General features: G+C 47.1%; 13 protein-coding genes, 1 pseudogene and 1 riboswitch. Of the genes and pseudogenes, 10 read left to right on the top strand and 4 right to left on the bottom strand.

Annotated elements, in window-relative coordinates:
* Positions 1 to 25 precede the first annotated feature (25 nt).
* Both THEAE_RS0114350 and THEAE_RS0114345 read left to right on the top strand, forming a co-directional pair.
* Entirely contained in the window at positions 26 to 784 is a 759-nt protein-coding gene (locus tag THEAE_RS0114350; protein WP_028987963.1) for a ZIP family metal transporter, read from the top strand.
* 206 nt (positions 785 to 990) lie between these two features.
* Positions 991 to 1,704 carry a cytochrome c biogenesis CcdA family protein gene (locus tag THEAE_RS0114345; protein ID WP_028987962.1) on the top strand — a complete coding sequence of 238 codons (714 nt, stop codon included), beginning with the start codon at positions 991 to 993 and terminating at the stop codon, positions 1,702 to 1,704.
* A 300-nt stretch (positions 1,705 to 2,004) separates the two neighbouring features.
* On the opposite strand, the gene THEAE_RS22695 is transcribed toward THEAE_RS0114345, so the two are convergent.
* The gene (locus tag THEAE_RS22695; protein ID WP_084213572.1) at positions 2,005 to 2,337 is read right to left on the bottom strand and encodes a four-helix bundle copper-binding protein; all 333 of its coding nucleotides are present in this window, start codon (positions 2,335 to 2,337) and stop codon (positions 2,005 to 2,007) included.
* 383 nt (positions 2,338 to 2,720) lie between these two features.
* On the opposite strand from THEAE_RS22695, the gene THEAE_RS0114335 reads away from it, so the two are divergent.
* Positions 2,721 to 2,942: a hypothetical protein gene (locus tag THEAE_RS0114335; RefSeq protein ID WP_028987960.1), complete on the top strand. Its 222-nt coding sequence runs from the start codon at positions 2,721 to 2,723 to the stop codon at positions 2,940 to 2,942.
* Positions 2,943 to 2,977: 35 nt separating this feature from the next.
* Here the strand turns inward: THEAE_RS0114335 and THEAE_RS23095 are convergent, their stop codons facing one another.
* Positions 2,978 to 3,175, bottom strand: coding sequence for a hypothetical protein (locus THEAE_RS23095; RefSeq protein WP_156920638.1), 198 nt, complete (start codon positions 3,173 to 3,175; stop codon positions 2,978 to 2,980).
* Positions 3,176 to 3,453: 278 nt separating this feature from the next.
* Here THEAE_RS23095 and THEAE_RS0114330 point away from each other — a divergent pair, with 278 nt between their 5' ends.
* On the top strand, positions 3,454 to 3,693 hold the full coding sequence (locus tag THEAE_RS0114330) for an SHOCT domain-containing protein (protein WP_245605568.1): 240 nt from the start codon (positions 3,454 to 3,456) through the stop codon (positions 3,691 to 3,693).
* Between the two features lie 23 nt (positions 3,694 to 3,716).
* Here the strand turns inward: THEAE_RS0114330 and THEAE_RS0114325 are convergent, their stop codons facing one another.
* Positions 3,717 to 4,358, bottom strand: a complete 642-nt coding sequence (locus tag THEAE_RS0114325; RefSeq protein WP_052330041.1) for a class I SAM-dependent methyltransferase — start codon at positions 4,356 to 4,358, stop codon at positions 3,717 to 3,719.
* Positions 4,359 to 4,602: 244 nt separating this feature from the next.
* On the opposite strand from THEAE_RS0114325, the gene THEAE_RS21145 reads away from it, so the two are divergent.
* From THEAE_RS21145 to THEAE_RS0114300, 5 genes are all read left to right on the top strand, one after another.
* Positions 4,603 to 5,811, top strand: a complete 1,209-nt coding sequence (locus THEAE_RS21145; protein ID WP_052330039.1) for an IS4 family transposase — start codon at positions 4,603 to 4,605, stop codon at positions 5,809 to 5,811.
* A gap of 339 nt (positions 5,812 to 6,150) precedes the next feature.
* A complete protein-coding gene (locus tag THEAE_RS0114315; protein WP_028987957.1) occupies positions 6,151 to 6,477 on the top strand; it encodes a metal-sensitive transcriptional regulator in 327 nt (108 codons plus the stop codon).
* A gap of 34 nt (positions 6,478 to 6,511) precedes the next feature.
* Positions 6,512 to 6,712: a cation transporter gene (locus THEAE_RS0114310; protein WP_028987956.1), complete on the top strand. Its 201-nt coding sequence runs from the start codon at positions 6,512 to 6,514 to the stop codon at positions 6,710 to 6,712.
* 124 nt (positions 6,713 to 6,836) lie between these two features.
* The gene (locus THEAE_RS0114305; protein WP_281169610.1) at positions 6,837 to 9,278 is read left to right on the top strand and encodes a heavy metal translocating P-type ATPase; all 2,442 of its coding nucleotides are present in this window, start codon (positions 6,837 to 6,839) and stop codon (positions 9,276 to 9,278) included.
* A 32-nt stretch (positions 9,279 to 9,310) separates the two neighbouring features.
* The gene (locus tag THEAE_RS0114300; protein ID WP_028987954.1) at positions 9,311 to 9,928 is read left to right on the top strand and encodes an NAD(P)/FAD-dependent oxidoreductase; all 618 of its coding nucleotides are present in this window, start codon (positions 9,311 to 9,313) and stop codon (positions 9,926 to 9,928) included.
* 100 nt (positions 9,929 to 10,028) lie between these two features.
* Here the strand turns inward: THEAE_RS0114300 and THEAE_RS22200 are convergent.
* Positions 10,029 to 11,382: pseudogene (locus tag THEAE_RS22200) on the bottom strand (ISNCY family transposase).
* Positions 11,383 to 11,693: 311 nt separating this feature from the next.
* A riboswitch (cyclic di-GMP riboswitch) is annotated at positions 11,694 to 11,785 on the top strand.
* Between the two features lie 455 nt (positions 11,786 to 12,240).
* Here THEAE_RS22200 and THEAE_RS21130 point away from each other — a divergent pair.
* Positions 12,241 to 13,620 (top strand): sensor histidine kinase, encoded by a 1,380-nt coding sequence (locus tag THEAE_RS21130; RefSeq protein WP_052330037.1) that lies wholly within the window; start codon positions 12,241 to 12,243, stop codon positions 13,618 to 13,620.
* Positions 13,621 to 13,622: the final 2 nt, after the last annotated feature.

Below are 13,622 nucleotides of genomic sequence, written 5' to 3'. Positions count from 1 at the left end.
GTCGCACGAATAATGGAGTGGTGGAATGAATTGGAGCATTTTTCTGTTTGTTATGCTGACTGCCTGCGCCAATGTGGTGGGCGGGCTGATGTTTGTGATGAAACAAAGCTGGTCGAGAAGGGGAATCCATGCTTTGATGGCATTGAGCGCGGGTCTCTTGATGGCGATCGCTATTTTGGATTTCATTCCCGACGCTTTGGAGCACGAATCATCAAGCCCGGTATTTATACTCTTGGGCGTGATTGCCGTTTATTTTTTTCAACAGTATGTAGCCGGGCATTTTCATTTTGGCGAGGAAACTCATGTTCATGACCACGTCAAAAGTACTACCGTGGGAGCTATGACGGGAATGCTCATCCATACCTTTTTTGACGGGTTATCGATCGCGGCCAGCTTTGAGGTTGATTTTAGCTTGGGAATTACGGTGTTTATTGCTGTACTTCTTCATAAAATTCCCGACGGATTAACCATTTCGTCCATCATTTTTACCCTTCTTCAAGACCGAAAAAAGGCAATAGGAGCCGCTCTCTTATTAGGGATATCCACTCTTACGGGAGCCGTTGCTGCATTTGTTCTATCGGATTTTTATTTGCCGGGCGAACAGATAGCCGCTGTCTCCATTGCATTCTCTTCGGGGATCTTCCTGTATGTTGCGGCGACGGATTTACTTCCGGTAGTGAATACTGCCGGGGACCGTCGATCGGCCCTATTTTTTTTCGTTGGTATTCTTTTATACTATCTGCTTCAATGGGGTTCAAACTGGCTTGCCCCTTCTCTACATTAACCATGCTGTCAAAACTGGAAAAGGAGGGTCACCTTATCGGAAAACATATCGACTTAGTTACTTTATGCTGCTGTACCTTTTGTGCCGCTACGTACAGATAAAGCCGAGATTCGGGTTCCCCCAGTAAGCGATGTTCCCGTGCTCGTCGACTGAATGAGCGTAGGGTCTGTTTTTTTTCTCTTTTAGTTGCCAGAAAGGGGTTTATTATGAACACGACCGACATCACGATATGGCTGGCTTTCGGTGCAGGATTCTTATCATTCATATCTCCATGCTGTCTGCCGCTGTATCCATCATTTCTATCCTATATTACAGGCGTATCGGTGAAAGATTTAACCGAACAAAAAGGCATGCTTCAACGCCAGGCCTTATCACATACGTTATTTTTCGTCCTTGGCTTTTCAGTGATCTTTCTTGCCTTGGGACTGTCAGCCAGCTTAGTGGGTGAGATGTTTTCGAATAACCGGAATTTGATACGCCAACTGGGCGCTGTTGTTGTCATCGTTATGGGACTTGTGATGCTAGGAATCTTTCAACCGCATTTTTTGATGAAAGAGATCCGACTAGATTTGAAGAGCAAGCCAACGGGGTATTTGGGTTCGGTTTTGGTAGGGATTATCTATGCAGCAGGGTGGACTCCATGCGTTGGACCGATATTATCCGCCATATTTGCATTAGGGGTTACAAATCCGGATAAAGCATTATGGTATGTGTTCGCTTATACTTTCGGCTTCAGCATTCCTTTTTTTATCATGGCTTTCTTTATAGGAAGCATGAAGTGGATGATAAAATATTCCCGTTTGATGATGAAATTGGGCGGGGGGCTAATGGTTTTGACGGGTGTTCTTTTGTACACAGATAAGATGACCAAGATAACCATCTGGCTCATCCAACTATACGGAGGGTTTACGGGATTTTAATTGGAGTTCTGACCTAAAGACCGGATTAAGAGGGGTTCTGGGATGAAAAAGGGGAAGATAGGAACCGATTATATTCCTGCTCTACGATTTCATTGGCTTACATTTTATGATTCGATACTTCGTTGGAGGTTCCTGTTAGGTATGATCCCTTTAACATTGGTGTAGCTTACGCTTATATTCGTGTACATATTACATGCGCACATCCTGAACATTCGCGGCAACAGCTACCGCTTGAAAGACCGTCTGCAACTTGCCAACAAGGAAACGTGAGACTGTGGGTGGGTCAATTTTAAGTCGGCGCTAGCGGGTCAATTTAAACCCGGCGTTGACATCAGCGCATTGCTTACAATGAGTGTCCTGAAATTTTGCGCATTCTGCTCCGCATGCATCACAGATTGTTGCGCACAAGTTGCAAATTTGCTTGGCGTATGCGCTGTCGCGCGCCATAAATTGAGCGGCTAAAGCGCAGACATCGATGCAATCCCTCAGCAGATTGATACAATGGATTCTGGCTTGTACATCGGGTTCTTTTAAGCATGAAGTTAAACACTCTTCACATGCTTGCATACATTTGTTACAAGCATCAATACAGGTTTGATATTGTTGAATGGTTGAATTTACTACGGTAGCCATTGAAAATTTTCCCTCCTCGGTTTTAGGTATCCGGTTGTATCTTAAGCAACTTTGGCTCTTTTATTCACCCACATCCCACATTTTCCGAACAGCGCCTGCCAAAGGAAGAAGCAAGCTGACGCAAACGGTTCAACGTCAACGGGTTGGAAAAAAGAACGTTTTGATTGCGCCATGGGAACAAGCGCTGACCGCCTTTAAGAAAGAACACGGCTCGGCCTGGTTCGCCTTATGAGATTTTAGACGGAACGCACCGTCCTCAAACGCACCGGTAAAAGTCGTCCAAGAATGGGAGAGCTTCCTGCGGAAAACGATTCGATGGGAAATCACCCTGCAAGAGCCACAAACGAAACGAACTCGCCATACGGAAACCTCGAAATGCGGGCATGTTCATCTTGATGACCAACCGGACGAAGGGAGAAGGATGGGACGCGCTTCGGAACTTGGAAACCTGCAAGGGGCAAGAAGCGGCGGAAATGCATTTTCGGCTGCTGAAAGATCCGGCGATTCTGGATGCGTTGTATCTGGACAAGCCGAACCAAATCGATGTCTTGGGCATCGTATTCGTCCTGCCCTTTTCTTGTTCGGAATTTTGGAATGGCGCGTGAGTACGAATCTGAAACAGGAAAACGAACCACTCGTCTTACCCGTAAGGCTTTACCCCTACCGGCGAAATGCGCTGATTTTGCTGAAAACCATTCAGGTGATCTTGCTTTAGATGGAAGATGGTCGGGTAATCCGAACGGTGTCGGCGAACGTTCAGCGACCAGGTGAAGCGCGTCTTGGCCTGGCCGGCTATGACTTGTTGAGCTATATGACCGGGCTTGTCGAAACAGCCCATATCTGAACCCGCTTCAAGGAGCGATCCACTTAAGGAAAGGCAAATGGCATTCGAAAGTGTCTGACGTTGACCACGGTCACAAAAACTTCTCGATTTTTCCCGATCGCTTTCAAAACGCCCCAGGCGCCTCGGATAATTCAGCTGCGCGAAAAAATTTGTGCGAAAAGTGGGTTATTCATACGATCCGTTATCCATTAATGAATTTGAAAGAGGGCCGCTAGCTAAGACGAATAATTATTTAAAAAATAAAAATCCTAAGATGGGAGGTGTATGCGATGATGGATGGCATGATAATCGATAATTCGATGATGTTCATGATGTGCATGATGATGTGGATTGGAGGACTGATGTTTATCATTATTATCGGGGCGACGGTTTATGTTGTTGCCCGATGGCTCATGATGAAGAGCAGGGTTGTGGACCGACCTTTAATGATGCTGAAACTGCGTTACGTGAAAGGCGAGATTAGCGATGAAGATTATGCGCGAATAAGAAAAACCATTAATGAGTTGAAATAAATAATGAAGGGATACATTTCGTACTATTTTTGTGGTTTTGCCCAGATCAAATAAAGGTATCCCAACAAAGCACGTTCAACCCTTTTAATTATTAGATTGGATTGCTTTATAATATCTAAGATATCCCGGTTTTGATGGCAGCCGATAACTTGGAAGGCCAGAGAATCCAATTTTTTTTGAATCCAGGCCAGTGCTGGCACAGAAAATAACCCATGCTCCATAAGCAAGATTTGCCCGTCTTCTTTACACCATCGATTGAAAAGATTTAAAACATGGACAGGATTGTCATAACCGCATAAAGAACCTGCCGATACAATTGTATCAAAGGTATTTTCCGGGAAGTCAAGGCTTTCAACATCGGATAAGATAAAATCGGCTTTGATCCCATAAATTTTTGCCGCTTCTTTGGCTTCATCAATCATTTTGGGACTGAAATCAACACCTATATATTCAATGTCTTTAGGATAGAAGGCGAAATTCATTCCGGCTCCAACAGCCACTTCAAGAGTCTTTCCTCTGACAAATTGAAAAATTTGCCTTCGCCATTTATTTTGTTCTTGTTTTTTTCGCTTTCTGGCATATTTGGCCGCTTGCTTATCAAACTTTTGAACTAATTTATTTTCTCCATGGATTCCTGCCTCCCCGATTTCGATAAAGTTTATCATCTCCTTCTTAAAAGAAAAGTAAACAAAGGTTTTAAGGTTTTATTATGAATATACGAAAAAATAATCAACAACTTGGTTCCTAAAGGCACTAGCGTTGCATCAAACTTCACATCAAGAAAGTTAGGTTGAATAAATTCCTATTTCTGCAAGATAAAGATGCATTTCACCTGTTCAAGGCATAAAAAAGCTCCTATTGTTGAGGTGTAGGCATGTTACCCTACTCCACAACAAAGGAGTCAAACGCATGGGTAACATACCAAGCGACCAGGTGATTTGTAAATGTCTCGATTTGCTCGACATCGATAGCAAACGCCATGATTTCTTAGATTTTCGCACGCAGAAGCTCACGGTCGCAATTTTCGTGAAATTGATGATCGAAGCTCAGTTGAAGCAACACAGCAGCTATGCGGTCATCACCGAACATCTGCGTTCCTCAAGCGTGCTTCAAGAGTACCTCGGGCTTCCGTCGATCAGCGAGTCCCAAATCTCCCGCAAGCTGCGGACCTTGCCGTACATCTACTGCCAGCAGTTGTTTCTAAATGCCGTTTGCAAACTGCAAGAGCTCACCCGAGACGGCAAGGGCATCCCGGGACTCGGCCGACTGCGCATCATCGATTCCACGGAGCTCGCTCTGCCGGAAATTGTCGGCCGCTGGGCGTACTGCTCGAAACACAAAAATGCGGTGAAGATGCATACCCGGCTCATCGTCACCGATCCCGACACGGTTTACCCGGAGCGAATCATCGCTTCCACGGCGGATGTAGCCGACTCCGAAGTCGTGATGGATCTGGTGGTGGACGATGATGCCATCCATGTGATGGACCGCGGGTATATCGTGTACGGCAACTTCGCGCGCTGGACCGAGCAAAACAAGCGGTTTGTGGCGCGCATCCAGCAGCGCAACAGGGTGGAGATCCTGCGCGAACGGCCGGTTCCGGAAGGGGCGAAGGTGTTGCGCGATGCGGATGTCCGCATGGCGTTCCGATGGAACCACGAGGTGAAAACAGCGGACCTTCGCCTGGTGGAATTCACCGATGACCAGGGCAAGACGTACCGCTTGCTCACCAATGTGCAAGACCTTACGTCGGAGCAAATCTGCGAAGTCTACCGACACCGCTGGATGATCGAGCTGTTCTTCAAATGGATCAAAGGCCATCTGAAGCTGGTGAAACTGTACAGCTATGATCCGGAAGCGGTCTGGACGCAGATGTACCTTGCCCTGACGGCCTACGCGCTGGTGCTCATCGTCAAACACATGACCGGAACAACGCGTACACCATGGCAAGTGCTCCGGTTGCTCAGGCTTTACATGAGCCTGAGTTGGGAAGCGTTTCTGCAGGCGTTGAATCGTCAGCCGAGTCGCACCAGCAGAGGGCGCGTGAAGAAAGGCAAGCGAGGCCGACCACGCAAGCATCCGCTGAAGCTAAAACCGGCACGACTGATTGTGAAATAGCACAACCGAGATTTACATTTCCTGGTAACATGCTCTACGTTTATGGCGTCATTCACCTTTTGGCGCTGGACCAGGAAATGCAAATGTAAATATTTTGCTCTCTTTGTTGGTATAGACGAAACCTCCTTTATAAGGAATCCAATGGTAGCTTTAGTGCAACGCTAGTGTCCTAAAGGCGTTTTACCACGTTTAATTGGATTTCACCCGATATTTAATAATATACCGAAATTAAAACAGATTGAAAAAATGTTGACAACCGAAAACCGATATCGTAGTTCAATTTGAACCTTGACAAATACTATACAGGGGTATACTATAAAAACAAGGAAGGTGAATGTAATGGAAACCATTCATGATGCAGAAGAAGAAATTTGTCCTCATGGAGATCACAGGAAAAGCCACCACTCCGAGAAAGTAAAAACGGATCTCATTACTCGGTTGAATCGTATTGAGGGACAGATCCGCGGCATAAAAGGCATGATTGAAAAAGATACGTATTGCGATCACGTGCTCAATCAAATATCCGCAGTTCAGTCAGCTCTGAATGGTGTAGGTAAGCTACTGCTTGCCGGACATATGAGAAGTTGTGTGGTGGAACGGATTCAGGAAGGCGATCTCGATGTCATCGACGAGTTGCTCACCACAGTGAATAAGTTGTTAAAATGAGATTTACAATAACGGGTAAAGGAGAAGAGGATATATGCAAAAAGTTACGTTGAAGGTGGAAGGAATGTCCTGCGGGCATTGTGTAAACGCTGTGGAGAATGCATTGAAACAAGTTGGGGCCAAAGGTTCGGTTGATCTGGCAAATGGGACTGTGACGATTGAATATGACGAAAACAAAGTTTCTTTGGAAAAGTTGAAGCAGGCCATTGAAGATCAAGGTTACGACGTTGTTTAATCTAACCGGCCAAAGCCGTTCGGTTCAGATGAGTCGAGCGGCCCTATCATTATTACAAACCTTATTTTTTTTTGATTAATTTTATACCCTATAGGGGTATATTTCAGAGGTGCTTTTTATGGAAATGAACCAGGCCAAGGAAATGAACCAGGCCAAGGAAATGAACCAGGCTCAAATCCAAATCACCGGAATGACTTGTGCAGCTTGCGCAAACCGGATTGAAAAGAGTTTGAGCAAACTGGAAGGGGTCGCGGAAGCGAATGTAAACTTCGCTTTGGAAAAAGCAACGGTCATTTACGATCCAAGCAAAGTGGATCTAAGCAAAATGGAGCAAAGTATAGAAAAATTAGGTTACGGAACAGCAAAAGAGGCTGTCGATTTACAAATCAGCGGAATGACATGCGCAGCCTGTGCCAACCGAATTGAAAAAGGGCTCAACAAGCTGTCTGGTGTAACCAGAGCCAATGTGAACTTCGCTTTGGAAACGGCGCATGTGGAATATTCGCCTTCAGCTGTTTCAGTTGAAGAAATGATTCGCAAGGTGGAACAACTGGGATACAAAGCGATTCCAAAAGAAGAGCAGAATGATGCGAAAGACCATCGGCAGCAGGAAATTGACCGGCAAAAACGCAGGTTTGTGCTCTCGGCTATTCTTTCCTTCCCTTTGCTTTGGTCGATGGTCGGCCACTTTTCGTTTACGTCTTTTATTTGGGTGCCATCATGGTTTATGAATCCTTGGGTCCAGCTTGCGCTGGCTACCCCCGTTCAGTTTGTGATCGGCAAACCGTTTTATGTCGGTGCTTACAAAGCGTTGCGCAACAAAAGCGCCAATATGGATGTGCTTGTCGCACTCGGCACATCGGCCGCTTATTTTTACAGCTTGTTTCTGACTGCGCAATGGGCCAATATGGCCGAGCGACATCATGCCCCGGCCATGTATTACGAAACGAGTGCCATTTTAATTACCCTGATCGTCCTCGGGAAACTCTTTGAAGCTCTTGCCAAGGGGCGTACGTCCGAAGCGATCAAAAAGTTGATGGGTTTGCGCGCAAAAACTGCGCTGGTGATACGAAACGGCCAAGAAATCCGTGTCCCTGTAGAAGAAGTGGTTGTAGGGGACATCGTGCTTGTCAAACCGGGAGAGAAAGTACCGGTTGACGGGGAAGTTCTGGAAGGCAACTCCTCGGTGGATGAGTCGATGTTGACCGGGGAAAGCATTCCAGTGGAAAAAAGCGCGGGAGATACCGTAATTGGCGCGACCGTTAATAAAAACGGAATTCTCAAAATAAGAGCGACAAAAGTCGGCAAAGAAACGGCTCTGGCACAAATCATAAAGGTCGTGGAAGAGGCGCAAGGTTCCAAGGCGCCGATCCAGCGGGTGGCTGACGTCATCTCGGGCATATTTGTTCCGATTGTCGTCGGCATCGCGCTTCTGACGTTCCTGATCTGGTATTTTTGGGCTGCTCCCGGCGATTTTGCGGGCGCTTTGCAAAAGGCAATCGCCGTCCTTGTCATTGCCTGTCCTTGTGCGCTCGGTCTGGCGACCCCCACATCCATTATGGCGGGATCGGGCCGCTCGGCTGAACTCGGCATATTGTTCAAAGGCGGCGAGCACCTGGAATTGACGCATCGCATCGATACCATCGTTTTGGATAAAACCGGCACGATTACAAAAGGCAAGCCTGAATTGACGGACGTGATCTCCGAGATTCCGGATGAGACCGCATTTTTGCGTTTGGTCGGCGCCGCGGAGAAACCTTCCGAACATCCCCTTGCCGAGGCGATCGTATCGGGCATTGTCGCCAAAGGGATCGAACTGCCTAAGGCTGACGAATTCGAGGCGATTCCCGGTTACGGGATCCGTGCCGTCGTGGAAGGGAGGGAAGTTCTCGCGGGTACCCGCAAACTGATGGCCAAATATGAGGTGTCGGTGGATCAGGCGTTGGCGACGATGGAGCAATTGGAGGAAGCGGGAAAGACCGCGATGCTGATCGCCATCGACCGCCGATATGCCGGAATCGTTGCAGTGGCCGATACGATTAAGGAAACGTCGCGGGTAGCGGTATCGCGTTTAAAACAAATGGGCATCGAAGTCATCATGATAACGGGAGACAATGAACGAACGGCGCGGGCGATTGCGCGGCAGGTCGGCATCGACCATGTTCTGGCGGAAGTGTTACCGGAAGGGAAAGCGGAGGAAGTGAAGAAACTGCAGTCTCAGGGCAAAAAGGTGGCGATGGTGGGCGACGGGATCAACGATGCGCCCGCACTGGCGACAGCCGACATCGGGATGGCCATCGGCACCGGAACGGATGTGGCGATGGAAGCGGCGGACGTTACCTTAATGCGCGGCGACCTGAACAGCATTCCCGATGCGATCTACATGAGTCGCAAAACGATGACGAACATCAAACAAAACTTGTTCTGGGCGCTCGCCTACAATTCGCTTGGCATCCCTGTCGCCGCCGCGGGTTTTCTCGTTCCGTGGGTGGCCGGAGCGGCAATGGCGCTAAGCTCTGTTTCTGTCGTATTGAACGCATTGCGGTTACAGCGAGTAAAGGTGTAAAAATCTTGTTTTTCATGGGGAGGTTGAGGGAAATGGGCTTTGTGAAGTTCGCGGTCACTCCCGGATTTGAAGTCGGGGGAACCTTATTTAAACCGGAGCATTTAGCTGCTCTAGGGGCCACGGTTGGGGAAAACGCCAAAATCGAATTAACCGCATTCAAGCAGCTATATGTCGAAGTGGACGAAGCAAGAGCAGAGGAAATCAAAGAAAAACTGAAGGAAGCGGGTTTGCAAATCCACCCCGCAGGATTTGTAACGAAGAGCCTTATTGCTTGTAATTTTTGCCGCGGCGCAGAAGACGCCGGTTTGGATGTGGCGCGATCGCTGGATGAAGCGATTTCCGGCCATGAAGTGCCGAGTCCTCTGAAAATCGGGTATGCCGGCTGCGCGTTAGGCACGAGCGAGCCTTTATTAAAAGATATTGGGATCGTCAAAATGAGAGACACCTACGATATTTATGTCGGCGGCGACGGCAAATCGCTGAAACCGACGCTAGGTGTATTGTTCCTTTCGGGGTTAACGGAGCAACAGCTGGTTCCAGTCGTACGCAAACTCATCGAGTTGTTCCGGCAAAATGGGAAAAAGAAAGAAAAATTCTCCAGGTTTTTAGAACGCATGACCATAGAGAAAGTAAGAGAGGCTGTGAGTTAAGTTAATTAGTGTCCCCTGAAAAAATCGGATTTTGAGAAGAGCTCTTCCCTCGCTTGAATTTTTACAGGGGGGATTACCAGTTTGTTCCTGTTGCTGTTCCTTACTTGACCATTTGAACCGCTCTTACGAGGTTATGAGTCAAAATCCCTAGGCCGATCCATGATTTTGAGCCGAAAAAGCCCCTGTACCGGCTGCGATTCAATCCGTACTTGCGTTTGAGCAAACTAATTTTTGCTTCGCCCGCAGCACGGAAGCGTTGCAGGTCCTGAAACCATAACTGCTTTTTATGTTCGGTTCGGGCCTTGCTCTTCTTACCTTTGGCCGGAATACTCACACGCTGAACACCAAGCCCTTGAATCGCAGTTTCATTCTTTCGGCTTCCGAATCCCCGGTCCGTCGCGATGGCGTTCGGTGCTTTCCCGAATCGGGCGATGTGTTTCTCCACGGCTGGTACCAGAAGATCATCCTCCGATGGATTCCCTTGGTACAGTTCATAGCCCGTGATCAAACCATCCTCATTTTCGTCGATCCACAGTTTGTAGCCGAATTCCACGGTTTTCGACAGCTTGCCTTTTTTGATCGGGCGAGCTTCCGGATCGAAGAAGCTGATTATCCGATCGGGAATGACCCGATTGCCGGCGACCACTTCTTGGGCTTGGGCGATCAGCTTGCGTGTCAGATCTATCGCATCACACAGCTTCGTCTTGAGTGCTTGAGCGGCCGCCTTGCTTTTTTCGCTTATGTTTTTCGCCACTTCCTGGGCTTGATCGCAGACGCTCTCCGAGATGTGGGTCGCTCTCTCGGTAATGGTATTGATTTCGTTCCAAGTTTGCCGAGTTCGACGGCGAAGCAGCTTGGCGATGGACAAAATTTCTTTTTGACCTCAGCGTGCGGTCTTGAAACCCTTGAACCGCTTGAGAAGCGACTTTACGAATCCGGTTGACCAACCGCGTGATAACGTTAACGCCATCCTAAGCAGGGGTCGCATCGGTGGGATGATGGACGTCAGATTCCACGACGGTGGTATCGATCCGAATCTTTCTGGTTTTCAGAAGTTCTTTCTCTTGCAGCTTTAGGAGCAAGGCTTCATTGAGTTGCTCGATCATGTCGTCACCATAGCGCTTACGGGCTTTGATCAGCGTACTGGCATCGGGCATGTTCGCATCGATGGCAATGCGGCAAAATCTTCCCCACGTGATGCTGTCGCCCACTTCTTTAACCAACGTCTCATATCCCAGGTTGTAGCGAAATTTGAGAACCATCAAACGCAGATACGTTTCTGCCGGAATGGTTGGCCGCCCACGCTGAGAAGGATGTTTTTCGATGAATGGCTTCATAAAGGCGGGATCATCCAACAAAGCATCGATTTTGGCAAGCTCCTCCGGTAAAGAACGGAACGGTTCCGGTAGAATCGCATCCCAGAGTGTGAGTTGATCTTCGCGAAGCTTTAACATTTCATTCACCTCAAACAGGATTTTCGAGGCGAATGTTGAATTCATGATACATAGGAATTCAGTCATTCACCTCGATAGGGGTTTGGTTGTCTGGACAATAACCTTTTCCCGGATCAAGGTGCTGAATTCCTTTTATTTGTTATTCGAAACCCCGGAATTTTTCAGGGGGCACCAGGTAAAAAATTTTCTATAATACTTATCGTTACGGTAACAATGTCAACCTACTATGAAACTATCTGGATGTACTATTTATCAATTTCATTTTTATGTTTCTTCATGGTAAAATAATCCTATAAAAATGTCGAACAAAATAGGAAAAATGGCAAACCTGTTCGAAAGACAGGGGCGCAAAGCCACGGGTCTAATGCATTGCTATCAATGCAATGATCGCCGGGTTACCCTATTGTAATGACAGCTAGGCACTACCTCTTGGGTACGTGTCTTTTTTGTCTTTATTTACAACTTAGGTTTGGCGTATGTACTGAATTCTTCGCCACACATCAGTACATTCTTTACAATTTCGCACCGAGGACTTCATCTAACTTCTTGGTACGATCCTTCTTCCACGACTTTAAGACGCTTGTTAATCATTGACAATCTTACGCATAAAAGTACACTGCGTTGTTAAGTATTGCCAGGTTTGCTCTGGGACACTGCTGCTTTTACGAGGTTTGCACTTCGTTCCCTTCTCAGAGTGCAGAATAGGTTTCATTCATTTCAACGATGCCTTCATAAAGCTGATAATCGTATTGTTCAGCGCTGCGAGCACCAGTAAAACAAGGTCATATACTACTTGATATCGCTTAGTATAGTTGTTGAAGGAATAAGACGTTTCGTGAAAGGGGGAAGGATGATGGTATGGTATTAGTTCTTATTGTATTATGGACGTTGGCTGCCATATTGCTCATTACCAATCCCAAATATGAAGCGGCCAGGTGGATCTCGCTTACGCTTTTTGTCGCCGGCGGCGGAGCACTTTCCCTAACCATTACGGAAAACATATTGCCGTATTTGCATCATTTTCAGATTGGCACAAACGCTTTGGAGCTGATCTTGTTCAAAATCCATTTGGCGGGTTCCTTTCTGAATCTGGTGGGAACCCCTTATTGTTTCCTGATGTTCGCGATTTGTTACTCTGAATTGTTTCGGGAGAGAATCAAAAAAGTCATCTCCTTCCTATTATTTTTACCGATTCCCGTCATGTTTTGGATCACTCCCTTTGCTCCGGACATTCAGCCGGATTACCGGATGTATTTCGTTTGGTGCGTTCCATATTTCATCATCGGAACGCTTCTTTTGCTGTACAGTACGAGAATCGAAAAAAACGGTTGGTTCAGGCGGGACCGAATGCATACGAATATTTTGGTGATTCCGCCCGTGGTGTTTCAGGCGACAGCCCTCTATACGACGGAGGCTTTCTTTCCCGGGTGGCCCGAAATCTGGAGATATGCGCCCGTGGTGATCGGAGTGATGTTTTTCACTTTTTTGCTGTTGTCCAAGCATGGCATTCTCGGTGTCCGCTTTCGGTTTGAAAAAAACAGTTTGCATCATGCTCTTCGGGCGACAACAGCGGGAACGTCCATCATCAACCATGCAATAAAAAATGAGATGGGGAAGATTAAAATCATGGCAGAACTGATTCAATCCGCTGCCGCAGCCAACCACCAAACGGAAATCCAGCAATATGGCCGCGCCATTTTGGATTCTTCGGAACATTTGCTTACGTTGGTTTCCCGCATTCAAAGCCAACTTCGGGACGACGAAGTGAAAAAACGATGGTGCAACCTGGAAGACATCATCCAAATGAGCCTGTCGCATATCCGGCCTTATTTGGAACAGAAACAATTTCAGGTAATCGTAGATTCGACGGGAAACACTTCGGTGTTTTGTGACGAAGTGTTGATCCGGGAAGTATTGAAAAATCTTTTCACCAACGCGATGGAGGCGATGGAAGAAAGGGGGAGGCTGTACCTTTCTCTTTATGAGACGCAAAAACACGTCATTGTGGAAGTCATGGACAACGGGGTAGGTATTTCACCGGAAGATTTGCCGCATGTGATGGAACCGTTTTATTCGACCAAGAAGGAATCCGGAAATTTTGGATTGGGATTGTCATTTTGCTACAACGTCATGCAAAAACATGAGGGGTTTATTGAGGTTGAAAGTGTTTTAAACGAAGGCACGACGGTGACGCTCTTTTTTCCAAAGCCGAAAAACAGGTCTAATCCCGAGTGTTGAAT

The sequence above is a fragment of the Thermicanus aegyptius DSM 12793 genome (assembly GCF_000510645.1).
Lineage (GTDB): Bacteria > Bacillota > Bacilli > Thermicanales > Thermicanaceae > Thermicanus > Thermicanus aegyptius.
This window is presented reverse-complemented; position numbering and strand designations above follow the sequence as displayed.

Excerpts from the sequence above, each read along its gene's own strand:
- THEAE_RS0114330 (WP_245605568.1), top strand. The coding sequence starts at position 3,454 with ATGGATGGCATGATAATCGATAATTCGATGATGTTCATGATGTGCATG.
- THEAE_RS0114310 (WP_028987956.1), top strand. The coding sequence starts at position 6,512 with ATGCAAAAAGTTACGTTGAAGGTGGAAGGAATGTCCTGCGGGCATTGT.
- THEAE_RS0114325 (WP_052330041.1), bottom strand. The coding sequence starts at position 4,358 with ATGATAAACTTTATCGAAATCGGGGAGGCAGGAATCCATGGAGAAAAT.
- THEAE_RS0114335 (WP_028987960.1), top strand. The coding sequence starts at position 2,721 with ATGTTCATCTTGATGACCAACCGGACGAAGGGAGAAGGATGGGACGCG.
- THEAE_RS21130 (WP_052330037.1), top strand. The coding sequence starts at position 12,241 with ATGGTATTAGTTCTTATTGTATTATGGACGTTGGCTGCCATATTGCTC.
- THEAE_RS0114345 (WP_028987962.1), top strand. The coding sequence starts at position 991 with ATGAACACGACCGACATCACGATATGGCTGGCTTTCGGTGCAGGATTC.
- THEAE_RS23095 (WP_156920638.1), bottom strand. The coding sequence starts at position 3,175 with ATGGGCTGTTTCGACAAGCCCGGTCATATAGCTCAACAAGTCATAGCC.
- THEAE_RS22695 (WP_084213572.1), bottom strand. The coding sequence starts at position 2,337 with ATGGCTACCGTAGTAAATTCAACCATTCAACAATATCAAACCTGTATT.
- THEAE_RS0114305 (WP_281169610.1), top strand. The coding sequence starts at position 6,837 with ATGAACCAGGCCAAGGAAATGAACCAGGCCAAGGAAATGAACCAGGCT.
- THEAE_RS21145 (WP_052330039.1), top strand. The coding sequence starts at position 4,603 with ATGGGTAACATACCAAGCGACCAGGTGATTTGTAAATGTCTCGATTTG.
- THEAE_RS0114300 (WP_028987954.1), top strand. The coding sequence starts at position 9,311 with ATGGGCTTTGTGAAGTTCGCGGTCACTCCCGGATTTGAAGTCGGGGGA.
- THEAE_RS0114315 (WP_028987957.1), top strand. The coding sequence starts at position 6,151 with ATGGAAACCATTCATGATGCAGAAGAAGAAATTTGTCCTCATGGAGAT.
- THEAE_RS0114350 (WP_028987963.1), top strand. The coding sequence starts at position 26 with ATGAATTGGAGCATTTTTCTGTTTGTTATGCTGACTGCCTGCGCCAAT.